20 protein-coding genes and 3 pseudogenes are annotated in these 23,368 nt (G+C 71.3%); 5 read left to right on the forward strand and 18 right to left on the reverse strand.

All coding sequences use genetic code 11. The features are described 5' to 3' along the window. Positions 1 to 38: 38 nt before the first annotated feature. A complete protein-coding gene (locus tag B1L11_RS13720) occupies positions 39 to 1,046 on the reverse strand; it encodes a LacI family DNA-binding transcriptional regulator (RefSeq protein WP_079314827.1) in 1,008 nt (335 codons plus the stop codon). 167 nt (positions 1,047 to 1,213) lie between these two features. Between B1L11_RS13720 and B1L11_RS13725 the strand changes: the two genes are divergently transcribed. The 4 genes and pseudogenes from B1L11_RS13725 to B1L11_RS13740 all read left to right on the forward strand — a co-directional run bounded on the left by B1L11_RS13725 (position 1,214) and on the right by B1L11_RS13740 (position 6,745). Next, a complete protein-coding gene (locus tag B1L11_RS13725; protein WP_079314828.1) occupies positions 1,214 to 2,485 on the forward strand; it encodes a maltose ABC transporter substrate-binding protein in 1,272 nt (423 codons plus the stop codon). Further along, complete coding sequence (locus B1L11_RS13730) at positions 2,482 to 4,113, forward strand: ABC transporter permease subunit (protein WP_079314829.1); 1,632 nt, start codon at positions 2,482 to 2,484, stop codon at positions 4,111 to 4,113. The genes B1L11_RS13725 and B1L11_RS13730 overlap by 4 nt, the downstream gene beginning before the upstream one ends. Beyond that, positions 4,113 to 4,945 (forward strand): annotated as a pseudogene (locus B1L11_RS13735) (sugar ABC transporter permease). Before B1L11_RS13730 ends, B1L11_RS13735 begins: the two are co-directional and overlap by 1 nt. Positions 4,946 to 4,948: 3 nt before the next feature. Further along, positions 4,949 to 6,745 (forward strand): alpha-amylase family glycosyl hydrolase, encoded by a 1,797-nt coding sequence (locus tag B1L11_RS13740; protein WP_079314830.1) that lies wholly within the window; start codon positions 4,949 to 4,951, stop codon positions 6,743 to 6,745. Positions 6,746 to 6,925: 180 nt separating this feature from the next. Here the strand turns inward: B1L11_RS13740 and B1L11_RS13745 are convergent, their stop codons facing one another. The 17 genes and pseudogenes from B1L11_RS13745 to B1L11_RS13815 form a co-directional block, all read right to left on the reverse strand. After that, positions 6,926 to 7,408: a hypothetical protein gene (locus tag B1L11_RS13745; protein WP_079314831.1), complete on the reverse strand. Its 483-nt coding sequence runs from the start codon at positions 7,406 to 7,408 to the stop codon at positions 6,926 to 6,928. 312 nt (positions 7,409 to 7,720) lie between these two features. Then, on the reverse strand, positions 7,721 to 8,191 hold the full coding sequence (locus tag B1L11_RS13750) for a lamin tail domain-containing protein (protein ID WP_256862514.1): 471 nt from the start codon (positions 8,189 to 8,191) through the stop codon (positions 7,721 to 7,723). A 124-nt stretch (positions 8,192 to 8,315) separates the two neighbouring features. Beyond that, on the reverse strand, positions 8,316 to 9,509 hold the full coding sequence (locus tag B1L11_RS13755; protein WP_079314833.1) for a hypothetical protein: 1,194 nt from the start codon (positions 9,507 to 9,509) through the stop codon (positions 8,316 to 8,318). A 435-nt stretch (positions 9,510 to 9,944) separates the two neighbouring features. After that, positions 9,945 to 10,355: a hypothetical protein gene (locus B1L11_RS13760; protein ID WP_143737244.1), complete on the reverse strand. Its 411-nt coding sequence runs from the start codon at positions 10,353 to 10,355 to the stop codon at positions 9,945 to 9,947. Then, positions 10,352 to 12,046, reverse strand: coding sequence for a WD40 repeat domain-containing protein (locus B1L11_RS13765; protein ID WP_079314835.1), 1,695 nt, complete (start codon positions 12,044 to 12,046; stop codon positions 10,352 to 10,354). Before B1L11_RS13765 ends, B1L11_RS13760 begins: the two co-directional genes overlap by 4 nt. Further along, entirely contained in the window at positions 11,989 to 13,665 is a 1,677-nt protein-coding gene (locus B1L11_RS13770; RefSeq protein ID WP_306291652.1) for a helix-turn-helix domain-containing protein, read from the reverse strand. The genes B1L11_RS13765 and B1L11_RS13770 overlap by 58 nt, the downstream gene beginning before the upstream one ends. A 335-nt stretch (positions 13,666 to 14,000) precedes the next feature. Continuing rightward, the gene (locus B1L11_RS13775; protein ID WP_079314837.1) at positions 14,001 to 14,537 is read right to left on the reverse strand and encodes a hypothetical protein; all 537 of its coding nucleotides are present in this window, start codon (positions 14,535 to 14,537) and stop codon (positions 14,001 to 14,003) included. A 173-nt stretch (positions 14,538 to 14,710) separates the two neighbouring features. Continuing rightward, positions 14,711 to 15,547: a hypothetical protein gene (locus B1L11_RS13780; RefSeq protein ID WP_079314838.1), complete on the reverse strand. Its 837-nt coding sequence runs from the start codon at positions 15,545 to 15,547 to the stop codon at positions 14,711 to 14,713. Positions 15,548 to 15,592: 45 nt separating this feature from the next. Next, on the reverse strand, positions 15,593 to 16,009 hold the full coding sequence (locus tag B1L11_RS48230) for a PfkB family carbohydrate kinase (RefSeq protein WP_256862515.1): 417 nt from the start codon (positions 16,007 to 16,009) through the stop codon (positions 15,593 to 15,595). Positions 16,010 to 16,088: 79 nt separating this feature from the next. After that, positions 16,089 to 16,535, reverse strand: a pseudogene (locus B1L11_RS50685) (PfkB family carbohydrate kinase); the annotation flags it as partial. 41 nt (positions 16,536 to 16,576) lie between these two features. Next, a complete protein-coding gene (locus B1L11_RS13790; RefSeq protein ID WP_079314839.1) occupies positions 16,577 to 17,518 on the reverse strand; it encodes a nucleoside hydrolase in 942 nt (313 codons plus the stop codon). Between the two features lies 1 nt (position 17,519). Next, positions 17,520 to 18,269, reverse strand: a complete 750-nt coding sequence (locus B1L11_RS13795) for a glutamine amidotransferase (RefSeq protein ID WP_079314840.1) — start codon at positions 18,267 to 18,269, stop codon at positions 17,520 to 17,522. Positions 18,270 to 18,300: 31 nt separating this feature from the next. Then, positions 18,301 to 18,591 (reverse strand): hypothetical protein, encoded by a 291-nt coding sequence (locus B1L11_RS50690; RefSeq protein ID WP_306291653.1) that lies wholly within the window; start codon positions 18,589 to 18,591, stop codon positions 18,301 to 18,303. Between the two features lie 107 nt (positions 18,592 to 18,698). Continuing rightward, a pseudogene (locus B1L11_RS50695) lies at positions 18,699 to 19,370 on the reverse strand (phosphotriesterase-related protein); the annotation flags it as partial. Then, positions 19,367 to 20,368: an ABC transporter permease gene (locus tag B1L11_RS13805; protein WP_079314841.1), complete on the reverse strand. Its 1,002-nt coding sequence runs from the start codon at positions 20,366 to 20,368 to the stop codon at positions 19,367 to 19,369. The gene B1L11_RS13805 and the pseudogene B1L11_RS50695, both read right to left, overlap by 4 nt. Beyond that, positions 20,365 to 21,144 carry an ATP-binding cassette domain-containing protein gene (locus B1L11_RS13810; protein ID WP_079314842.1) on the reverse strand — a complete coding sequence of 260 codons (780 nt, stop codon included), beginning with the start codon at positions 21,142 to 21,144 and terminating at the stop codon, positions 20,365 to 20,367. The genes B1L11_RS13805 and B1L11_RS13810 overlap by 4 nt, the downstream gene beginning before the upstream one ends. 17 nt (positions 21,145 to 21,161) lie before the next feature. Continuing rightward, the gene (locus B1L11_RS13815) at positions 21,162 to 22,142 is read right to left on the reverse strand and encodes a substrate-binding domain-containing protein (protein ID WP_079314843.1); all 981 of its coding nucleotides are present in this window, start codon (positions 22,140 to 22,142) and stop codon (positions 21,162 to 21,164) included. Positions 22,143 to 22,349: 207 nt separating this feature from the next. Here B1L11_RS13815 and B1L11_RS13820 point away from each other — a divergent pair, with 207 nt between their 5' ends. After that, complete coding sequence (locus B1L11_RS13820) at positions 22,350 to 23,366, forward strand: LacI family DNA-binding transcriptional regulator (RefSeq protein WP_079314844.1); 1,017 nt, start codon at positions 22,350 to 22,352, stop codon at positions 23,364 to 23,366. Positions 23,367 to 23,368 lie beyond the last annotated feature (2 nt).

A 23,368-nucleotide genomic window follows, 5' to 3' on the forward strand; every position in this document is an offset into this window, starting at 1 on the left:
GGGAGCTCTCCGCCCCGCTGCGCACGACGATCCGTGAACTACGGAGGGCAGGGCCCGGTGGAGTCGCGGATGACCAGCTCGGGGTCGAAGAGCCGCTCGCCGCCGCCGTCGCCGCGCCCCTTCACCTGGTCGGCCAGCGCCCGCGCGGCGGCCGCGCCGATGGCGAGCACCGGCTGGCGCACCGTGGTCAGGGCGGGGTCCGTGAACGCCATCAGCAGCGAGTCGTCGGCACCCACGACCGAGACGTCCTCAGGGACGCGCAGGCCCCGGCGGCGGGCCGCCCGGATCGCGCCGAGGGCCATCAGGTCGCTGCCGCACACCAGGGCCGTCGCGCCCTGATCCAGCAGGCGGGCCGCGCCGGACTGGCCGCCCCCGACGTCGAAGGAGGCCAGCTCGACCAGGTCGCCCGCGCCGGGTCCGGCGAGCCGCCGCATGGCGAGGCGGAAGCCCGCCAGCCGCCGCTGCACGGTGGAGTAGCGCTCCGGCCCGCTCAGGAACCCGATGCGGCGGTGCCCCAGCCCCGCCAGGTGCCGTACGGCGAGCCGCGCGGCCAGGGCGTCGTCGGACGACAGGGACGGCACACCGAGACCGGGCACCTGCCCGTTGACCAGCACGAAGGGCACCCGCTGCCGGGCCAGGTCGTCGTAGCGGGAGCGGTCGATCCGGGTGTCGGCGTGCAGGCCGGAGACGAAGACGATGCCGGAGACCTTGCGGTCGAGCAGCATGCCGACGTATTCGTCCTCCCCCGAGCCCTCCGGCGTCATCGTGCCGAGCATGGCCGTGAATCCGTGCCTGGCGAGGTTGGTCTCGATGACCTCGGCGTACAGGGCGAAGATCGGGTTCTGCAGCTCGGGGACGATGAGCCCGACGAGCCCGAAGCTGCGCGGGCGCATGGTGCTCGGCCGCTCGTAGCCCAGCGCCTCTATCGCCGCCATGACGGCCGTGCGGGCTCGCACGCTGACACCCGGGCGCTCGTTGAGCACCCGCGAGACCGTCGCCTTGCTCACTCCCGCCTGCCGGGCGATCTCGTCGAGCCGTGCTGCCATCGTCGCTGTTTCCGATCAGTCGCTGGAACGCCGCAAGGCATCTTGAAACAAAGCAGCAATTTTCTGCAACGTCTTCCAGGTGCGGAAACCCGCTGTTAACTTCGGGCCACGCCGCGCGGTTACCCCCCTCTTTCCGGGCTACGGCCCCTCTCACCTGGAGCGATCCTGTGCGCAGATCATTTGTCGCGCTGACCGCCTGCCTCACGCTGACGGCCTGCGGCGGCGGCACCGCGGGCGGCGAGACGTCCGGAGACGCGTCACCGGCCGGGCCAGCCGCCTCGTCGGCCGCCCTCACCATCTGGGCCGACCAGATGCGGTCGGCGACCCTCAAGCCCTTCGCCGAGGCGTTCGCCAAGGAGAACGGGATCAAGGCCGAGGTCGTCGTGGTCGCGCAGAACCAGCAGCAGACGTTCGTCACCGCCTCGCAGGCGGGCAAGGGCCCCGACGTCCTCGTCGGCGCGCACGACTGGATCGGCAACCTGGTCCAGAACGGGCTCATCGAGCCGATCCAGATGACCGAGGACCGGCTGTCCGGCTACGTGGACGTGGCCCGCAAGGCCGTGACCTACGACGGCCAAGTCTACGGCGTGCCGTACGCCGTGGAGAACCTGGCGCTCTACCGCAACACCGACCTCGCCCCCGAGGCTCCCAAGACGTTCGACGAGCTCGTCGCCACCGGGCGCGAACTCAAGGAGCAGGGCAAGGTCAAGGAGGTCGTGGGCTACCCGGTCAGCCAGCAGAACGGGCAGTCGGGCGACACCTACCACCTGTACCCGCTCTACACCTCCGGCGGCGGCCATCTGTTCGGCACCAAGCCCAACGGCGACCCCGACCCCGCCGACCTCGGCGTCGGCACCCCGGCGTCGGTCGCCGCGTTCGAGAAGATCGCCGCGCTCGGCGAGAAGGGCGCGGGCGCGCTGAAGCGCTCGTTCACCTCCGACAACTCGGCCGCCATGTTCGCCGAGGGCAAGACCGCGTTCCTGGTGTCCGGGCCGTGGCGCCTGGCCGACGTCCGTACGGCGGGGGTGAAGTACGACGTCACTCCGGTGCCGCCGTTCAAGGGCGGCGGCCCGGCCCGCAGCTTCGTGGGCGTCCAGGCCTTCTTCGTGGCGAGCAAGGGCAGGAACAAGGCCCTCGCGCAGGAGTTCGTCACCAACACGCTCGCCTCCGACGAGGTCGCCAAGGCGCTGTTCGACGCCGAGCCGCGCATGCCCGCGCTCAGGACCGCGCTGGAGTACGCCGCCGCGAAGGACCCCGACGTCGCCAAGTTCGAGGCCGCGGCCAAGGACGGCGTCCCGCTGCCCGCGATCCCGCAGATGGTCGCGGTGTGGCAGCCGTTCAACGCGCTGATCCACTCCGTCGTCAAGGGCGACCCGGTCGAGCCGGCGGTCGAGGCCGCGGGCAAGGCCATCGCCGAGCAGCTCGGGCAGGCGGGATGACCGTGACGCACGGCTCGGGGCTGCGGCCCGGCCGGCGCGGCTCCCCCTCCGGCTCCGGCGGCGCCGCCTCCGGGGGCGGAGGCGCCAGGTCCGGGGCCGGACGGTCCCGGACCGCCGGTCCGGGCTCCACGGCCGCGACGCTGGGCCGGGTGCTGGCCCTCGGCCTGATCGTCGGCGTGGCGCTGTGGGCCGCCGCGCCGCTGGTCTCCGCCGGGAACCGGTTGGGCGTCGGTATCGTCGCGGTGGTCACCGCGGCGGCCCTGTACGTCTACCTGTCGCCGCGCCGGCTTCCCCCCAAGTATCTGCTGCCCACGACGCTGCTGCTGCTCGCGTTCCAGGTGTTCCCGGTCCTCTACACGATGTCGCTGGCGCTGACCAACATCGGCGACGGGCACCTCGGCACCAAGCAGGAGGCGATCGCCGCCATCGAGGCGTCGTCCGTACGCCGGGAGGCCGGGTCGGCCGAGTATCGGCTGACGGTGGCGGAGCAGGGCGACGCGCTCGTCTTCCTGCTGGCCGACCCGGCCAGGCGCAGGGCGTACGCAGGGACCGGGGACGGGCTGCGCGAGATCGGCGGCGCGACCTTCGGCCCAGGAGGGCGCGTCACGGCGGCGGAGGGGTACACGGTGCTGACCCCGGCCCAGGCCGCCGCCCGGGGCGAGGAGGTCGACTCCCTCTCCGTGCCGGTGGACGGCGGGGCGATCCGCGCCCAGGGTCTGACCCGGGCGTACGAGGGCAGGGCGACGCTCGCCTACGACGCGGACTGCGACTGCGTGAAGGGCGGGAACCGCGTCTGGCGGGCCGACGACGAGCACGGCAGGTTCACCGCCCCGGACGGCGGCGCGCTGCCGCAGGGCTGGAAGGTCGGCGTCGGATGGGCCAACCTCACCGCCGCGGTGACCAACCCGAAGATCAACACGCACTTCCTCGGCGTGTTCGCCTGGAACCTCTTCTACGCGGTCGCGGTCGTCGGGCTGACCGCCGCGCTCGGGGTGGCCGCGGCCCTCGTGCTGCACCATCCCCGCATGCGTGGCGTCCGGATCTACCGGACCCTGATCGTGCTGCCCTACGCCATGCCGGCCTTCGCGATGCTGCTGGTCTGGCGGGACATGTTCAACACCGACTTCGGCCTGGTCAACCGGCTGCTCGGCCTCGACGTGGACTGGCTCGGCACGCCGCTCACCGCGCGGGCGTCGGTGCTGCTCGTGCAGCTGTGGCTGGGCTTCCCGTACATGTTCCTGGTGGCCACCGGCGCGCTGCAGACGATCCCGGCCGAATACCTGGAGGCCGCGCAGGTGGACGGGGCGAGCGCCTGGCAGCGGTTCCGCACGATCACCCTGCCGCTGCTGCTCCTCGCGCTCGCGCCGCTGCTGGTGTCGTCCTTCGCGTTCAACTTCAACAACTTCAACGGCGTGTTCCTGGTGACCGCCGGAGGCCCGTTCCCGTCGGACAACCCGACGGTCGGGGCGACCGACCTACTCATCACGTACACGTTCCGGCTCGCCTTCGGCCAGCAGGGCGCGCAGTACGGCCTGGCCTCCGCGATCTCCATCTACGTCTACCTGATCGTCGCCGTGATCTCGGTCGCCGGGTTCCGGCGCACCCGGGCCTTCAAGGAGGTGCGCTGATGCGCGGTCTCGCCGCGCGGCACGCCGCCGCGGTCGCCGTCACGGCGTTCGCCGTGCTGCCCATCGTGTTCGTGGTCTCGGCGGCGCTCGACCCGATCGGGACGCTGAACTCGGCCACCCTCGTCCCGCGCGGGCCGGGTTCGGCAACGCCGTGAAGCTGTTCACCACCACGCCGTTCTGGACGTGGTACCGCAACTCGGTGGTGGTCTCCGGGCTGACCGCCGCCCTGTCCGTCGCGGTCTCCGCGCTGGCGGCGTACGCCTTCAGCAGGTTCCGCTTCGCCGGGCGGCGGGCGGGACTGGTGAGCCTCCTCGTCATCCAGGCGTTCCCGCAGTTCCTGGCCATCGTGCCGCTGTACGTGATCTTCAGCGCGATCAGCGACAACTGGCCGGAGTTCGGGCTCGACAGCGTGTGGGGCGTCGTCCTGCTCTACATCGGCGGGCAGGTCGGGGTGAACACCTGGCTCATCAAGGGCTTCTTCGACTCGATCCCGAAGGAGCTGGACGACGCCATGCTCATCGACGGGTGCAGTCACACCCAGGCGTTCCGCCGGGTGGTGCTGCCCCTGGCGGCCCCGGTGCTGGCGATCAGCGGGCTGCTGGTCTTCATCGCCACCATCAACGAGTTCCTCATCGCGAGCGTCTTCCTGACCGGGGACGACGCGCGCACTCTGGCCGTCGGCCTGTTCGGCCTGCTCGCCGACCAGCGCAACGCCAACTTCGGCATGTTCGCCGTCGGCACGCTGCTCACCGCGATACCGACGGTCGCCGTCTTCCAGTTCCTCCAGCGTTACATCGTCCACGGGCTGACCGCGGGCGCAGTGAAGGGATGACAGTTGCTCGATCGGGGATTCCACCACGACGGCTCCGCCGACCACGTCAGCACGCTCGCGCCGGAGCCCGGCGAGACCGTGACCGTGTTCCTCCGCACCCCGAAGGACCACCGCACGGGGGTCCACGTGCGGTCGACGCCGGACGGCGAGGCGCACTACACCGAGGCGGTGGTCGACCGGGAGACACCGGACGAGATCTGGTGGCGGGCCGACGTGACCGTCCGCAACCCGGTGACCCGCTACCGCTTCCTGCTGACCGGCGACGGCGGTTACCGCTGGCTCAACGCCGCCGGCCTGCACCACCACGACGTGCCCGACTCCGCCGACTTCCGCCTGGTCTCGTACGCGCCCCCGCCGGCCTGGGCCGCCGACTCGATGGTGTACGAGATCTTCCCCGACCGCTTCGCCCGTTCCGGGGCGGACCGGACGTACCCGGCGTGGGCGGTGCCGGCGGGCTGGGACGACCCGGTCACCGGCGCGGGGCCGGACACGAGCGTCCAGGTCTTCGGCGGCGATCTGGACGGCGTGACGGCGCGGCTCGACCACGTCACCGGCCTCGGGATGAACACCCTCTATCTGACGCCGGTCTTTCCCGCGCCGTCCAACCACCGCTACAACGCGTCCTCGCTCACCGAGGTCGATCCGCTGCTGGGCGGCGACGCCGCCTACCGGACGCTGGTCGACGAGGCGCACCGGCGCGGCATCCGCATCCTCGGCGACCTCACGACGAACCACTGCGGCTCCACCCACCCGTGGTTCGTCGCGGCGGCGCGCGACAAGGACGCCGCGGAGCGGGAGATGTTCCACTTCGGCGACGACGCCCTCGGCTACGAGGCGTGGATGGGCGTGGCCTCCCTGCCGAAGCTGAACTGGACCGGCGAGCGCCTGCGCCGCCTGATGGCCGGCGACGCCGACTCCGTCGTCCGCAGGTGGCTGCGTTTCGGGCTGGACGGGTGGCGCATCGACGTCGCCAACATGACCGGGCGGCTGAGGGAGATCGACCTCACCCGGGAGGTCGCGGCCCTGGTCAGGCGGGCCGCGGCGGAGGAGAACCCGGAGGCGCTGCTCGTCGCCGAGCACGCTCACGACGCGTCGGGCGACCTGGACGGCGACGGCTGGCACGGCACGATGAACTACGCCGGTTTCACCCGGCCGGTGTGGTCCTGGCTGCGCGGGCCGGACGTCCGCCTGCCGTTCCTCGGCGTGCCCGCGCCCATCCCGCGGCTCGGGGCGGACCGGATCGTGCGGACGATGCGCGCCTTCGCCGCCCGCACGTCCTGGCGCTCCCTCGTCCACTCGTGGTCGATCCTCAGCTCGCACGACACGGCCCGCATCCGTACGGTGTGCGGAGGGGACGAGGCGCTCGTGGAGATCGCCGCAGGCCTGATGTTCACCCTGCCGGGCGCCCCGATGGTCCTCGCCGGGGACGAGCTCGGGCTGGAGGGCGCCTGGGGTGAGGACGGCCGCCGTCCCATGCCCTGGGACCGGCCGGATCGGTGGCGGACCGCGACCCTGGACGCCTACCGGCGGCTCGCGGCGCTGCGCCGGGACGAGCCCGCCCTGCGGCACGGCGGGCTGCGCTGGCTGTACGCCTCCGGCGACGCGCTGGCCTTCGTCCGGGAAAGGGCGGGGGAACGGCTGCTCGTGTTCGCCGCCCGCACGGCCCACGAGCCCGTACGGCTGCCGCTCGGGGCGGTCGGGACGCCGTTGTACGGAGGGGCCGCGATCGTCCCCGGCCCGGACGGCACGGTCGTCCTGCCCGACGACGGCCCCGCCTTCCACGTGTGGCGGCTCGGATAGGAATCGCCGCCCATCGGCGGCACGGCCGGGCGCGGCTGAGTGGCACGGCTGAGTAGCGCCGTGCGGCGTGCCGCGCCGCCGGAACGGCGACGAGGTCTCCGGCATCGGCGGTCCTTAGTGAACCGCCTGCCGGAGACCTCGCCGTTCAGCCGTCCCCGCCGTCGCGGGCGGAGTGCGCGTTCAGTTGTAGGGGTTGTCGTAGGTGCCGGTGCTCTTGGTGCGCGTCTGGTACTGGCCGTTGCTGCCGAACCACCCTCCGGTCACGTCGAACCGGACGTTGCGGACGGTGCTGCCGAAGTTCACCTCTCCGCTGTACAGGAAGGTCTGCGAGCACCCGGCAACGGACGTCGTGCCGGTCTGGGTCGGCCAGGACGAGCTGGTGCCGTTGACGTTGATCAGGAAGTAGGGCGCGGGATAGGCGTGCTGCCAGCACAGGCGCAGCGAGTAGCGGTACTTCGTGTTGCCGTCGTCGAACGCCACCGTGCCGTCCAGGAGGGCGAGCTGCGTCGCGTTGCCGTCGTTGCTCACCAACTGCAGGTAGACCGGCTGGTCCGCGCCGTACGCCGCGTGTGCGGGGCTGAGCGGCAGGAGCGCGGCGGCCATCGCCGCGATGGCGGCGGCGATCGACGTCGACAGGCGACGTCCTCGCGAGCGTGCGGTCAATTCACACCTCATCCGTTGCAGGAGTGCCGAGTGCCCGGAGGTTATTGCCACACACGCGGACCGATCCAGCACGGCGATCGGAGGGCTCGATCCGGTCGGGCGTTAAACACCGCGCCCCCGGGGACCTTGGGAAGGGCGGTCCGTCACAACCAGGACAGAGAGGGCGGCGAAGCCGGTCTAAATCCCGGCGTGACCGCTGAATGTTTCATCCCGCCCGAGCCCCTGCGGTGTCGACCGGTCCGCCTCCTCGCCCGGATGGCGGACGGAACCGGCCCCCCGGCGGCTGCCTCGCCGGGGGGCGGCCGGTCGAGGTCAGCAGATCTTGTAGTCCTGCCGCGACGAGTTGTACGCGCAGGAGTCGACCAGCGCGCCGGAGGCGTTCCGCAGGTACGCCTTGTCCTTGGTCTGGTTCCAGATGTAGGCGAGCGTCCCCCCGCTCCTGCCCCAGTAGAGGGTGGTGGCGGTGTCCTTCCCCCGGCCGGTCCGCAGGGTGACCGTCTTCCCGGCTCCGAGAGTGAACGGGCCGAACGTGTAGACGTGGTCCGATCGCTTCGTGTCGTCGCGTACGGTCCAGCCCTTGAGGCTGACGGCCTTCTTCGTCGTGTTCTTGATCTGCACGTACTCGCCGTTCAGGCTGCTGTTCGCGCCGAAGTCCGGCGAGCCGGGCGAGTCGTAGTAGATCTTGGTGATTCGTACGGCCGGGCCCGCCGCGTAGGCGGGCTGGGACGCGGCGACCACGCCGGCGGCCACCGCTGCGGCCGCCAGCAGAGATCGGGTACGCACAGGGATGCTCCTGGAACGGGGGGACATGATCGGTATCGATCATATTGATGACCTTTGATACCGATTCGCCATTCCCGTATCGGTTCGGCATCCGATAGAGCATCCTGCGAACGAGATCAGTGCGTCACCGGAAGATGCCCGTGTGGCCGAGTGAGTAGCGGCCCGGCTGGGGGTACACGCACAGCCCGTGCGGCCCGGCGCCGACGGGGATGGTGCGGACGACCTTGCCGTCCCGGGTGTCGAAGACGTAGACGACGCCGTGGTAGCGGCCGCTGAGCCACAGCTTGGTGCCGTCGGCCGACACGCCGCCCATGTCGGGCGAGCCGCCGCCGGGGATCCGCCAGACGTCCACCACCTTCCGCTTCCGGAACGACACGACCGACACCGACCCCTCGCCTCGGTTGGACACGTACAGACGGCGCGAGTCGCGGCTCACGTACAGGCCGTGCGCGCCCCGGCCGGTCGGCAGGAACCGCATGACCTTGTACGTCGCCGCGTCCACCAGCCACACCCCGTGCCGTTCCATGTCGGCGACGTAGAAGACGGTGCCGTCGGGCGACAGCTTCACGTCCTGCGGCATGCTCATGTGGCCCAGGTGGATGTGCCGGATCACGCTCGGCGTACGCCAGTCGAGCACGACCAGGTCGCCGCTGAACTCGCAGCTCGCGAGGAACACCGAGCCGTCGGCGGTGAAGTCGCCGTGGTTGATGCCCCGGCAGGGCAGCGACAGCGAGCGCAGCAGCTTCATGCTGTGCGGGTCGCGCAGGTCGAGCTGGTTGTTCCGCTCCGCCATGACCAGCGCGTACTTGCCGTCGGGCGAGAAGTACAGGTTGTAGGGGTCCTCCACCGGCACCGGACGGCCGGGCTTGCCGGTGCGGGGGTCGATGGGGGTCAGCGAGTTGCCCCGGTTGTTGTTCACCCACAGCGTCTTGAGGTCCCAGGACGGCACCACGTGCTGGGGCAGCGCCCCGACCGTGAAGTGCCGCACGATCCGGTACGTCTCCGGGTCGATGACGTCCACCGTGCCGCTCTCGCTGTTGGGCACGTACACGAGGGAGCGGAAACCCCTCACGACGGGGCTGAGCATCCCCGGCCGGTCGGCCGCGTAGATGTCGACCTGGTCCCGGCCCCTCGCCTCGATCGAGGCGGACGGTGACGGCGAAACGGACGCCGGCGAGGTGCTCGCGACCCGCGACCGCACGGCCGCGGGTGACGCGGCACGCGGCGCGGGCCGCTCCGCCGCACAACCGGCGAGGGCGAAACCTCCGATGATCGCCAGCGCCACGGTCACGGCACCGGTTCCACGCGCTCGTCTCACGCCTGCCCCTTCGTCGCGGCGGGCTGTGCCCGGCCGGCCCCCCGTACGATCACGACGACCGGCCGCGTACGCGCGCGGGAGCGGCGCGGCGCGACGGGTCGGCGAGACGCTAACGCCCGCCGCGTGCGGCCCGAAGGCGGCTTTGCCTGCTCTTGCACGACTCCTTTCCGTGCTCTCGCACAACTCCTCGGCCCGCTCTCACACCCCTGCTCTGCGCGCTCTCGCACGACTGCTTCGCGCGCTCTTGCATGGTCCCTTCTCCGCCGCCGACACCGGCCGCCCCGGGCTCACGTCCGGAGAACCGCGGCCGGTGGGGAGATGAACCCGCCGGACGGTCACGGCCGCCTCTGCAGCGCACTCGCACAGAGCGGCGTCAGCGGCCTCGATGTCTCCATCCGGCAGTCGTCGCGGCGCACGTGCCCGCGACGACGAAGATCACCCGCCGCGTACGGCACAGGTGTCCATATACGGCAGTTCCGGAATGTGGATGCGCCACTGGGCAGGGGACAGAGCGCCGTTCCTGGCACAGATCGCCCCGGCGGCCGCGTCCGGGTCGACCGTGATCTCCACCAGCCTGCCATCGGGATAGGAGATGAGCAGCGAGGTCCGGTTGAACGCCACGATGGGAACGAGGTCGGAAGTGAGTTCGATGTCGGAACCGAGCCGCCGGTAGCCGTGCCACTCCCACAGGCTGATCTCGTCAGCAGAGACGGAGGCGAACATGCCGCCCGGCGGATAGGGCACGAGAGCCGTGACGGACGAGGCGTGCGCGATCCGCGGTGGGGCGAGCCGCTCGCGTAATCCGGCGTTCCAGAAGGTCACCCGGCCGGAGACGTCACCGGTCACGGCCGTGTCTCCCGAGAAGAGCACCTGGCCCGGGACGCGGGCGTCGGTCTCGTACGGCGAGACCTTCCCCGTGGCGGGGTCCAGTACCGCTGCCCGCCTTCGAGGGGCCGGCGGGGGTCGGTGGATCGCTTCAGGGCCAGTAGCCGCCCATCGGGCAGGAAGCTCAGGTCCGCGGCTTCCATCGGGAAGGACCTGCGCCATGTGCGGGTCGCCAAATCCCACAGTTCGAGTTCGGTGACGTCGTCCCGATCGTCAGCGGAGTTGGGGGTGACCGCCACGGTCCGCCCATCGGAAGAGAAGACCAGTCTGGACACCCCGCCGGCCCCCCGCCACCTCAGTTCGAAAGCACCGATGCGGGCGTTCGTCGCGACGTCCCACAACGTCACCACCCTCGACATCGGGTGTGTGAGCGCTAGTGTGCGCCCGTCCGGACTGAAAACCGGCTCGTACCCTTCCCCCTCTGGACTGGCGTTCTCAGGAGGATCGTCCGGCTCGGCGGCGCCGAGAGGTTTCCGGGTGGCGACGTCCCAGATCCAGACCTTCCACCCGTCCCGCTTGCCTGTCGCCACCGCGATCAAACGGCCGTCCGGGCTGAAGCGCCGCGCCTCCGTCCCCGGAGCGAGCGTTCCGGACCCCATGTGCGGGGACAGATCGTAGGTGTGCACCGTCCCCGACGAGTCCGCCACCCGTAGGAGGCGCCCGCCGGAGGAGAGCCGATGGAGCAGGTCGGGGCCCGTGGGCGGGAGCGTGACGCTCACCCGGCGCGTGCCGTCGCGCACACTCCACAGGCTCACCCGCCCCTCGCTGTAGGCGGCGAGGAAGCGGCCGTCGGCGCTGAACTCCAGCCCCTCGGCGGACGGATCCAGCGGTTCCCCCCCAGCCTTGCCGGTCGCAAGGTCGAACAACACGACGCCCTTCTCGTCGGTGGCCAGGGCGAGCAGCCTGCCGTCCGGGCTGAACGCGCCGGTGGTCGCCCTGGCGGGCAACCAGGGTGCGTCGACACGTCCGCCCCGGACGAGGTCCCACAGCTCGACGCGGCGGGCGCGCGGTCCGGACTTCCGGGAGCCCGATGTCATCTCGGCGGTCACGGCACGGACCTGCCAGGGGATGACCAGGGCGAGCCGGTCGTCCGGGCCGACTTGGACGACCTCCTCCGACAGCACCCGGACGCGCCTCTCGACGTCCCAGGTCTCCGTGACGTCCTCCCCCACAACGGTGATGAAACGGCCGCCAGGGCTGAACGTGAGTGTGACGGGCCGTTGCGGCTCCGTCCAGGGGATGAGCGGGGAGCCGCGCCGTGGCTCGCCATGGACCGGCCACAGCCATACTCCGGACAGGTCGGCCACCGCCATGGTTCGCGAGTCGGGGCTGAAAGCGAGCCCCGTGACCTGGTTCTCCCAGCGCACACCGGCGATCAGCTTCTTCCCCGCGACGTCATGGATGCGCAGATCGCCCCGCTCGCCTGCTCCTCGGGGAGTGTAGGACGCCAGTCGGGCGCCGTCCGGGCTGAGCGCGTAGAGCGACCCTTGCGTTCCGTACGGGTCGGCGAACGAGTCGGACATCGGACTCGACATCGAGTCGAGCAGCTCCCCCTTGGCCTCCGAGACGCGGGAGATCCGCCAGGCCGCGAGGCTCAGCCGTCGGGCCAGGACGGGATCGGCCGGACGCGAGGCGGCGGCACGCTGCGCCACCAGCCGGGCCGTCGTCTCCTCCAGGCGCCGCTCCGCGAGGCGGCCTGCCGTACGGCGTCGATCGAGGCGACGACGGCGACGACCAGCAGCACGGCGAGAGCCGCGGCGACACCGGCGCGCAGGCGGGAGGCACGACGGGCGCGGGCGGCGCTCGCCAGGAGGAAGTCGTGCTCCAGAGGCGTGAGATCGTCCCGGTGTTCCTCGGCGAACAGGTTCTCCGCGACGGTCAGGCGCGCACCCCGGTACAGCGCGCCGGCATCGCGGGCGTGCTCGGCCCAGAGCGCGGCCGCCTGGGTCAGTTGCCGATGTGCGCGCAGGCGATCGCGGCCCTCGTCGACCCAGCCGCGCAGCCGCGGCCAGGAGCCGATGAGCGCCTCATGCGTGAGCTCCACGGTGTCCTGGTGAAGCGTCAGCAGGCGGGCCCGGGCCAGCAGCTCGATGACGACCCCCGTGTCGGGGTCGCCCAGGGGATCCAGCTCGGCGCGGGAAACCGGACGGCGGGTGTCCTCGGTCAGCTCGCCGGGGTTGATCAGCCTGAGCAGCACGCGCCGCGCGATCGTGGCCTGGGCCGGCGAGAGGCGGGCGTAGAGCTCCTCGGCGGTGTGACTGATGGCCCCCTGCACCCTGCCGACGCTCTCGTAGGCCTCCAGCGTCAGCGTCTTGCCCCGGCGGCGCCGCCAGGTCTCCCGCAACGCGTGCGACATCAGAGGCAGCGCCCCGGGCTCGTCGGCGACGTCTGCGACGATCGCGGCCGTCAACGCGCGTTCAACCACGAGGCCTTCGGCCATGGCCGGCCGTACGATCGCCTCTCGCAGTTCGTCCCTGGTCATCGCGCCGACCAGCAGACCGGCCTCGCGCAGGGATTCGGCGAGTTCGCGATGCTCCGCGCAGCGCCCGTAGAAATCCGCCCGGACGGCCGCGACCACCCGGAGCGCACTCTCCGGACGTCTTGAGCTCAGCAGTAGGTCCAGGAACTCCGCACGCTCGCGCCGGTCGTGGCAGAGGGCGAACACCTCCTCGAACTGATCCACCACCACGAGCGAATCCCCGGACTCGCGCGGGAGCAGCAGGTCGGCATGGCGCATGGGGTGGTCGCCCGGGGTGATGACGGATATCTCGGGCGGCGGCCCTGGCGGCGACGCCCGCAGGGCGGGCACCACCCCTGCGCGCAGCAGGGACGACTTGCCACTGCCTGACGGTCCGAAGACCGCCACGAAGCGATGCCGTTCCAGCAGGTCGAGCACGACGTGGACAAGCCGTTCGCGCCCGAAGAAACGGGCGGCGTCCCGCACGTCGTAGGAGGCCAGTCCCGGGTACGGAGCCTCGGCCTCGTCGTCTTCCCTCATCTCACGCGCCAGTTCCGCGGCCACATCCCGCCAGCGGGTCTCCCATTCCGCCAGGTCGCCGCCGCACGCTTCCACGTAGGCGAGGACGACCGGCAGCGAGGCCAGGCGTTCGCCGGCCGCCGCCTGCGACAGGGTGGTGACCGAATAGCCCACGCGTTTCGCCATGGCGCGATAGGTGATCCCACCGGCCTCCTGGCGCAGTTTCCGTAGTGCGTGGGCGAAGCCCTGAACAGGTCCCTCCGCAGGGTCCACCGGTCTTTCTCTACGACCCACTGTTCAGGCGCTCCACTCGCTGGACGACGAAGATCGCTCAAGGAATGAAACTACCTATGTCAAGAAACTTCCACAAACGCAGTCCGCGACAGCCGGGAGTCCCGTTCTCAGCACGGCCGCCTGAGGGGACCTGGCACGGCGGAGACCGCGTCTCCGGCGGCGACCAGGGGACGCCCACCGGGCGACGGCGGCCCGGGGACACCCGCCGCCGCCCGGCAGGGACCGCGGGACCACGTGAACACCGTGGTCCCGCGCCCTTCGTTCGTGACCGCCTCCTCGCGCGCTGTGTCCCCGGCACGTCACGAGCGGTCCGAGCTGTCGCCGGAGCGTCGGAGCTACATCTTGACGCAGGCGGTGCCCACCCGCTCCCACCTGCCGTTGACGCTGCCGCCCTGCCACCAGGAACCACACACCTTGCGACCCGAGGGGAAGCTCCTCTTCACGGTGCCGCCGACCGAGGCCCGCAGGTAGGAACACCCCGGGTGGTTGCGGCTGCGCTTCTGGTAGAGGATCCTGCCCCGGCCGTCGTACACGGTCACGGTGCCCCTGTAGTCGCAGATCTGGCCGGCATTGCCCCTGTTGACCCAGGCCTCCTTGATGTACTTGCCACTCCTCTTGACGTTGACACAGACGTAGGATTTCGCCCCGGTCATGTGGCATCCGTCCTGGCGGCGGGCCGCCGCTGCCCTCTCGCCCTGGAGGTCCAGGGCCGCCGAGGAGCCCGCCGCAGCCGATGCCGCCCCCAGAACGATGGTGGGCGACGCCGCCGCCGTTGAGGCCGTGGGCGCCGCATGAGCCGACGCGGCAGTGGACAGAGTGATGACGGCGGCGCTCACGGCCAGCGCCAGCCCCAGGTTTCCTGACGTGCGCATGCTTGTTGCCACTCCTCTCGTCTCGCCGGCCGCAGCCTGCCGCCGGCACGATCGCCATCGGACGCGAGTGGGAGGGGTATCGCTCTCACCGTCGCCCGCTGGACTACGAGACCCAGATCTACGTGGCGCGTGATTGTTCGACAGCCCTGTTCAGGGGCCCAAACAAAAAATCGCTATCGGGGGCTTCTGCGGTATTCGACCGGCGGGCGGGCTCTGCCGGGATAGACCATCAGGAGGATGTGCTGAGGTGTCCAGGCGTCGTAATCGGGCCTGCGGTAGTGCACCCGGATCCGGTAACGGCCCTTGCCCCGGAACGCGAGGTTGGGCAGGTCGTCCTGCCCGGCCATGGGGTCCATGAGCCGGACCTGCCCGGTCGTGCTCTCGTAGCCGACCTCCACGACCTTGTCCCACCCCTTCAGCTCCAGCGGGGGCCGCCGCCGGTACGTCTCCACGGTGAAGCAGATGTCGAAGTCCGAGTGGCTGAGGACGATCAGATGTCCCGGCCCGGCGGCCACCAGGCCGTTCTTCTGCGCCTCCCGCAGCAGGCCGTCCTCCCCCGGCGGCTGCGCGGGGGCAGATGGGCGCGATGAGGTAGGCGTCCTCCAGGCGGCCCCGATACGCACGGCATCCCGCGCGCCCGTACGCGAGCAGGTCGTGGTCCGAAACGCCGGCGAACTGCCCGCCGGAACGGGCAGTGCAGAGGAAGGCGTGCTCCCCCATGGCGACCCTCGTCCAGTCGTTCTGGAGGCGGCCAGCCGGCGGAACCGGTGGCGGGGAGTCCGGACGGCCGCCAGCACGCACAGCGCGGCCAGCGTGGGCGCGATGTCGGTGTACAGGAAGAACATCGGATCACCGGTTGCGCTCCACATCCCGAGGCAGTTCCGGTCGATGCCCATGTCCACCGCGAAGGCGAGCGGGGCGGTGCCGTAGACGACCAGCATGAGCGCCGCCTGGACCCGCGCGACGACCGTGCCGACGCGCGGGCGTGGCGACACGGTAGCGGCCGCCACCGACAGCGGACACCTGCCGCCGCCGGGTCTCGCGACCGGGGCGCCTCAGCGGGCGGCTCCCTCAGCCACGGCGTCGAGCAGTTCGTCCACCGCCTTCCGGTCGGGCAGCGAGGGGCTGGCGCCGGGCAGCGTCGTCGCCAGGGCTCCGGCGGCCATCCCCCTGCGGATGGCCGTGGCGGTGTCGAGGCCCGCCGCGAGGGCCGCGCCCAGGGAGCCGGTGAAGGCGTCGCCCGCGGCGGTGGTGTCCACGGGGGTGACCGGGTAGGCGGGGAAGTGCCGGGTGCCCTCAGGGGTGACCGACAGGGCGCCGGCCGATCCGAGCGTGATGAGCGCGTGCCCCACGCCGCGGTCGAGGAACCAGGCCGCGGCCCGCGCGGCGGACGCGACGTCGACGACCTCCACCCCGGTCAGGGCGGCGGCCTCGCTCTCGTTCGGAGTGACGACGGCGACGTGCGGCCACACCCGGTCGGGCAGCGGCTGCGCGGGCGCGGGGGTCGAGCACCACGGTCAGCCCGGCCCGCGCGCCCGCCTCGGCCGCGTGGCAGGCGACCTCGACGGGGATCTCGAGCTGGAGGAGAAGCACGCTCGCCCTGTCGCGCACGGCCCGGATGCTCTCGTCCACCATTTCGGCGCTGAGGTCGGCGTTGGCGAGAGGGGTCATGACGATGTCGTTCTCGCCCGACGCGTCCACCCTGATGTGCGCGACGCCCGTCCGGTCGCCGACGGAGCGGACCTCCGTCAGCGCCACGCCGTGGGAGCGCAGCGCCGACGAGACGATCTCGCCGAACGGATCCCTGCCGACGCAGCCGACCAGCCAGGTGGGCGCTCCCGCACGGGCGGCGGCGACCGCCTGGTTCGCGCCCTTCCCTCCGAGGACCAAGGTGACGTCGTCGCCGAGAACGGTCTCTCCCCGGCGCGGGAGGCGGCGGGTGAAGGCGGTGACATCCGCGGAGATGCTCCCGACGACGACGACACCTTTCGGTTCCATGACGTTTCTCCTGTTTCAGGCTGTTGGTGCTACGACGACGCTCAGGAGGGCCGGCCGAGCGTCTCGATGGCGCCGATCATGAGGTCCCAGAACCGGTCGCGGTCCAGCCCGATGCCGACGTTCGCGTTGGGCTCCCAGTCCATGCGACGGTGCAGGTCGGCCACGGTCGCCCCCCGGGTGTGCCGGCCGTCCAGCTCGATCCGCAGGCCCACCCGCTCGTACGCCAGGACCGTGGGATCGATCAGGTACGCCACCGTGATCGGGTCGTGCAGCGGCGGCGCGGGGAACCCCCACGTCTCGTGGTAGGTGGACCCGAAGAACGTGAGCAGTTCCACGCAGACGCGGGCGAGCGGGGTGCCGAGCGCCTCGATCCTGGCGAGCACGTCGGCGGTCACCAGCGCCTGATGGCTGACGTTGAGCCCGACCCACGTCGTCGGCACGCCGCTGCCCAGCACCTCCGCCGCCGCCTCCGGATCGGCGTACACGTTGAACTCCGCGTACGGCGTGTGGTTGCCGCGATCCGTGGAGCCACCCATGATCACGACTTCCCTGATCCGCTCGCGGTCCTCCGGGTGACGGCGGAGCAGCGTGGCGATGTTCGTCAGCGGGCCGATGGCCACCACGGTCACCGGCTCCGCGGCGGCCGCCAGCGTGTCGTGGATGAGGTCCACGCCGTGGCGGGGGTCGAGCGGGACGCTCGGCTCCCCGAACGCCGGGCCGTCCAGGCCGCTCTCCCCGTGCACGTAGTCGCCGATCTCCAGCGGCGCCGTGAGGGGGCGGTCGCAGCCGGCGGCGACCGGCACGTCGGTGACGCCGGCCAGGCTCAGCATCCGCCGCGCGTTGAGCGCGGTCTTCTCCACCGTCTGGTTCCCCGCGACCGTCGCGACCGCGCGCAGGTCGATCGCCGGATGGGCCACCGCGAGCAGGATGGCCATGGCGTCGTCGTGCCCGGGGTCGCAGTCGAGGATCACCGGGATCGACATGTCAGATCTCCTTCGCGAGCCAGCGGACCGCCCGCGTGAACAGGGTGCGGTAGCCGTCCCAGGAGACGAACTCGTCCGGGCACCAGTGCGGCGCGATGTCGGAGGCCCAGGCGAGCGTGCGGCCCGCCCCGGCCTGCCGTACGGCGAGCAGGGGGTCGCCGCCGACGGTCGCGAGCAGCGTCGCGTCCTCGGGCAGCGCGAACCGGTTGTAACCGAGCAGGTCGGGCCACTGGGCGGGAAGTCCGGCCACGATGGGGTGCGCGTCGTCGGCGAGCAGGCCGGGCACGCCCTGCGGGGTCTCGACGCGGTCGTCGTAGCGGGAGATCCGGGCGGGGAGCACCCGTTCGACCGCCGTGCCCGCGAACGCGGCCTTGGCCTCGAAGCCCTGGAAGCTCAGGTAGCCGCCGGCCATGGCGAGGCCGCCGCCCTGCTCCACCCAGTCGGCCAGCAGGTCGATCCGGTTGACGGTCTTCTCGCTGGCCAGCCAGGTGGCCGGGTGCAGCAGGATGCTGTTGGCCCCGATGTCGGACAGCACGATCACGTCGTAGGCGGCCAGCGCCTCGGGCGTGCCGGGGAACAACGCGGGCACGTCGTGCGCGGGCAGGTGGTCGACCTCGATGCCGTCGGCCACCAGGACGTCCCGCAGCGGATCGATTCCGGTGTGGTAGGTGGTCGTGGTGAACGCGTCGAAGCCCTTGTAGTGGGTCGACTGGCTCACCCACGATTCGCCGGCGACCAGCACGCGGGTCATGGAAATCGTCTCCTTCTGTCTGTGTGTGTGATCAGTGGCCGCGCGCGGCGGCGAGGAAGAGTTCGCGCGGGTTGTCCGCGAGCAGCCGGGTGGTGTCGTCGGCGGTCAGCCCGTGCCGCTGCAGGCGCGGGACGAAGTGCGTGAGGATGTGGGCGTAGCCGTTGCCGCCGTAGCGGACGAGCATGGTCTTCAGGAACACGTCCTGGGAGAGCAGCACCCGGGGTCCGAGCCCGGCGCGGACCAGCCACGCCACCGCGGCGGCGTTCTCCTCGTCGCACGGGGACTGGCCCTCGCCCGGGTAGAGGTAGTCCATGCCGCACATGTCGTAGCCGAGGTAGGCCCCGCGCAGGGCGAGGACACCTGGTAGTCGCGGTCCGCCCCGCTGGGGTTGAGGTGCGAGAGCACGGTCCCGGCGAGCAGGCCGCCCTCCTCGGCGATGACGTCGAGCACGCGGTGGCCGTGCCGCACCCAGCCGGGGAGGTGGACCGAGAGCGGCACGCCGGTGCGGGCCTGCGCCCGGGCCGCGCCGCGCAGCACCTTCTCCTCCTCGGCGGTGAAGTCCGGCGAGACGCCGATCTCGCCGATCACACCCGCGCGGACGCCGTCCACGCCCCCGCCGACGCCTTCGGTCAGGTCGCGCTCGATCTCGTCGGCGACGTCCGCCGCGGTCATCGAGCGGACCCGGGCCGGATGGGTCTTCTCCAGGTAGAAGCCGCAGCCCATGACGATGTTCAGCCCGGTGGCGCGGGCGATCGCGACCAGCTCGGCGGGCGCCCGCCCGATCCCCTCGGGGGTCACCTCGAGCAGCGTGCGCCCGCCGCGCTCGGCGAACCTGCGCACCTCCTCGATCGCGGTCCCCGTGTCGTCCAGCGACACGTTGTCGCGGGAGAGGTACGGGTCGTGGCGGAGCCTGCCGAGGAACTCCGTCCGCACGGGGTCGCGGGCGATCAGCTCGCCCTCGGCGTCGCCCTCGGGCGCGGGGTGCCAGGCGCGGGCGCCGTCGTTGCGCAGGTGCTCGTGGCAGAGCGTGATCCCGAGGTCGTCTGCGGACACCGGGCCGAGCACGGTCGTCACGGCCGCGGGCCGGGCTGAGGACGTCATTTCCGTATCGCTCCGAACTTCGCCCACACCTTGCTGTTGGCGAAGATGGCCAGCAGCAGGATGCCGCCCTGGACGATCTGCACGTAGAACGGCGAGACGTGGAGCAGCACCAGGCCGTTGGCGATCACGCCGAGCGTGAGCGCGCCGAGGATCGTGCCGAGCATGCTCGCCCGGCCGCCGAAGAGGCTGGTGCCGCCGAGCACGACGGCCGTGATGACCTCCAGCTCGAAGCCGCTGCCGGCGTTGGACGAGCCGGAGCTGAGGCGGGTGGCGATCAGCACGCCCGCGACCGCCGCCGCCAGACCGGTGAGCACGTAGACGGTCAGCCCGACCTTGCGCGTGTTCACACCGGTGCGGCGCAGCGACTCGCCGTTGGAGCCGAGGCCGATGACGTAGCGGCCGAACGGCGTCCGGGTGAGGACGAGCCAGCCGACGAGCGCGACGACCACGGCGAGGATGGCCGGGACGGGCACCCCGGCGATGCGGCCCTGGCCGATCTGGACGATCCAGAGGTCGCCGTCGATGGGGGTCGAGTAGCCCTCGGTGGCGCGCAGCGCCGTACCCCGCATGATCGACAGCATCGCGAGCGTGACGATGAACGGCGGGATGTTCTGGTAGGAGGAGAACCATCCGTTCACGAACCCGATCAGCGCGCCGAGCGCGAGGATCGCGACCAGGGCGAGGGTGGGGTTCCACCCGTGCTGCAGCACGATCGCGAGCAGCGACCCGGACAGCGCGACGGTGGAGCCGACCGACAGGTCGATGCCGGAGGTGCTGATCACGAAGGTCATCGCGGTCGCGACGACCAGCGTGGGGGCGATCTGCCGCAACAGGTTGAGCAGGTTGCCCGTCGTGGCGAACCGGTCGGCGGAGAACGCGAAGAAGATCAGCAGGACCACCAGCACGACCGCGATCGCGATCGTCTGCGCGTGCCGGCCGATGTGGGCGTTGGCCCGGGCCGACCTGGTGGTGACGACCCGCTGGCTGGTGACGGTCACCGTCGCCTCCCCTCCTTCTCTCCCTCGTCGTGGGCGACGATCTCGGACACGAGCCGTTCGAGGCTCGTGTTCTGGGCGTCCAGGTCGGCCCTGAGCGTGCCCTCGTACATGACGCACAGCCGGTCGCAGACCCGGAAGAGGTCCTGCAGACGGTGCGTGATGAGGATCACCGAGACGCCCTGGGCCGAGACGGTCTTGATCAGTTCGAGGACGGTCTCGACCTCGGCGACGGCGAGCGCCGCCGTCGGCTCGTCGAGGATGAGCAGCTTGGGCCCGAAGGTCACCGCCCGGGCGATGGCCACCGCCTGCCGCTGCCCGCCGGACAGCCCTCCGACGGGGATGTCCGTCAGCGGGATCCGGATGTTCAGGGCGTCCAGGTGGCGACGGGCGTCCGCGTGCATCTTGCGTACGTCGAGCATCATCCCGCCGGCCTTGCGCGGCTCCCTGCCGAGGAACAGGTTCCCGGCGACGTCGATGTCGTCGCAGAGCGCGAGGTCCTGGTAGACCATCTCGATGCCCAGCTCGCGGGCATCCCTGGGGCTGGCGAAGGCGACCGGCCGGCCGTCGAAGACGATCTCGCCGGAGTCCGGCACGACGGCGCCGGCCAGCACCTTCATGAGGGTGGACTTGCCGGCCGCGTTGTCGCCGACGAGCCCCACCACCTCTCCAGGGCCGACGCGCAGCGTCACGCCACGCAGCGCGTCGACCATTCCGTAGCGCTTGCGGATGTCGCGCATGACCACCCGGTCAACGCGACCCGCCTCTTGGTCCGTCATGCGAGTCCCTTCGCCGCTCACTTGAACGTGGCGCGGTACGGGTCGACGTTGTCCTTGGTCACGATCGTCACGGGCACGTCGATCTTCTTCTTCGCCTGGGCGCCGCCGACCAGGGCCTTGGCCTCCTTGACGGCCTCGTAGCCCTCGGTCTTCGGGTCCTGCTGGACCACACCGGCGACGAACCCCTCGTCGATGCCGTTGATGGCCTCCTTGGTCAGGTCCCAGCCGAAAACCTTGACCCGGTCGGCCGCGTTCTGCGACTTCACCGCGGCGACCGTGCCGAGCAGGGCCGGCTCGCCCGTGGCGTACACGATGTTCATGTCGGAGCGGGAGGTGAGCAGGTTCTCCGCGGCCGTCATCGCGGCCTCCTGCTTGTTCTGCCCGTCGACGGTCTGCACGATCTTGGCGCCCGCGGCCTCGACGGTCTTGTTGAAGTCGTCCTTGCGGATGTTCTGGATGAAGGAGTTCAGGGCGCCCACCACGCCGATCTTCGGCGCGGTCACGCCCTGCGCCTGGGCCCACTTGTTGACGAAGTCGCCCGCCTGCTTGGCCGCCGCCGCGTTGTCCACGCCCACCTGGGTGTCCACGGCGGGCGAGTCGACGATCGCGTCCACGGCGACGACCTTCAGCCCGGCGTCCTTGGCGATCTTCACGGCGGGCTTGATGCCCTCGACGTCGATGGCGACCACGATGACCGCGTCGAACTGCTGCTGGACGAAGTTGTCGATGGCCTCGTTCTGCTTGGCCGGGTCGTCGTTGGCGTTGAAGATCGTGAGATCGACGTTCGCCTCCTTCGCCGCCTGCTGCGCGCCGGCGTTCATCTCGTTGAAGAAGATCGCCTGCTGGTTGATCTGGACGAGCCCGACCCGCGGCCGGTCTCCGCCGGAGCCTCCGGAAGAGCCGGAGTCGTCCGAACCGCCACAGGCCGCCGCCAGCAGGCCGGTGGCCAGGATCGTCGTCGCCGCTGTCAGGCGGATGAGCCTCGTGGATCGCGCCATGAGAGATGGAGCCTTTCGGGGGGGCCGGGAAGGAGTGAGATCGATTGGGTAATCGATTACCCGAGTTTCGGGCATGCTAGTGGGCCTAAAAAAGCACCGTCAAGGGTGCGTTTTCCTCACAGAACCTCTATCGTTCCGTGTGATCCTGGCGTCGCGATGGTCGAGAAGGTCGATCGTTGGCAAAGATCAAGGGAAATCGATTACACGATGGGCGTGACGATTCACGACGTGGCACGAGCGGCCGGCGTCTCCGTGGCCTCGGCCTCCCGTGCCCTCTCGGGGCGGCGCAAGGTCACGCCCGAGATCGCCGAGCGGGTGGCGCGCGCCGCCGCCGAACTCGGTTACCAGCCGAACGCGGTCGCCAAGGCGCTGCGCGACCAGACCACCGGCACCATCGGCATGGTCGTCCCGGGCATCGGCAACCCGTTCTTCACCACGATCGTCGAGGCCGTGGAGCGTGAGCTGCAGAACTCCGGCACCGACCTGCTGCTGTGCGCGTCACAGTACAGTCCCCAGGTCGAGGCCCGGAGGCTGGAGACCCTGCTGGCCCGGCGCGTGGACGGGCTGATCATCAGCCCGTGCGACATCGAGGCCAGCGTCCCCGCGGTGCTGGACGCGGCCCGCCGGGTGCCGCTGGTGCAGGTCGACCGCTACATCGAGGGCGGCGGGGCCGACTGGGTGGGCGTGGACGACGAGGCCGGGCTGGCCCTCGCGGTCGAGCACGTGATCGCGGGCGGGGCCCGCTCCGTGGTCTTCGCGGGCAGCCGCCTGGAGAGCTCCTCCGCCCGGTTGCGGCTCAGCGGGTTCGAACGCACCGCCGCTCGGGCCGGCGTGGAGGTCCTGCCGCCGCTGCTCGGCGAGTTCACCCTCGAATGGGGCGTCGAGGCCGGGCGCAGGCTGCTCGACGCCGGCCGGCTGCCGGACGCGGTCGTCTGCGCGAACGACGAGATCGCGGTGGGCCTGGTGCGGTCGCTGCGGTTCGGCGGGGCGCGCGTCCCCGAGGACGTGGCGGTGGTCGGGTTCGACGACGTGGGACACGCGACGATGTGCGACCCGCCGCTCAGCACCGTGCGCCAGCCGGTGGAGGAGATGGCGGCGGAGGCCGTACGCCTGCTCGGGCAGGTCAAGGCCGGCGACCCCCGGCCCGCGCAGCGCATCGCCATCGCTCCCCGGCTCGTCGTACGGCAGACCAGCCGACCGGTGGCGGCCGGCGTCGCAGAGTAGGT

It is taken from the genome of Microbispora sp. GKU 823 (genome assembly GCF_002027145.1).
In the GTDB taxonomy this organism is placed as follows: Bacteria; Actinomycetota; Actinomycetes; order Streptosporangiales; family Streptosporangiaceae; genus Microbispora; species Microbispora siamensis.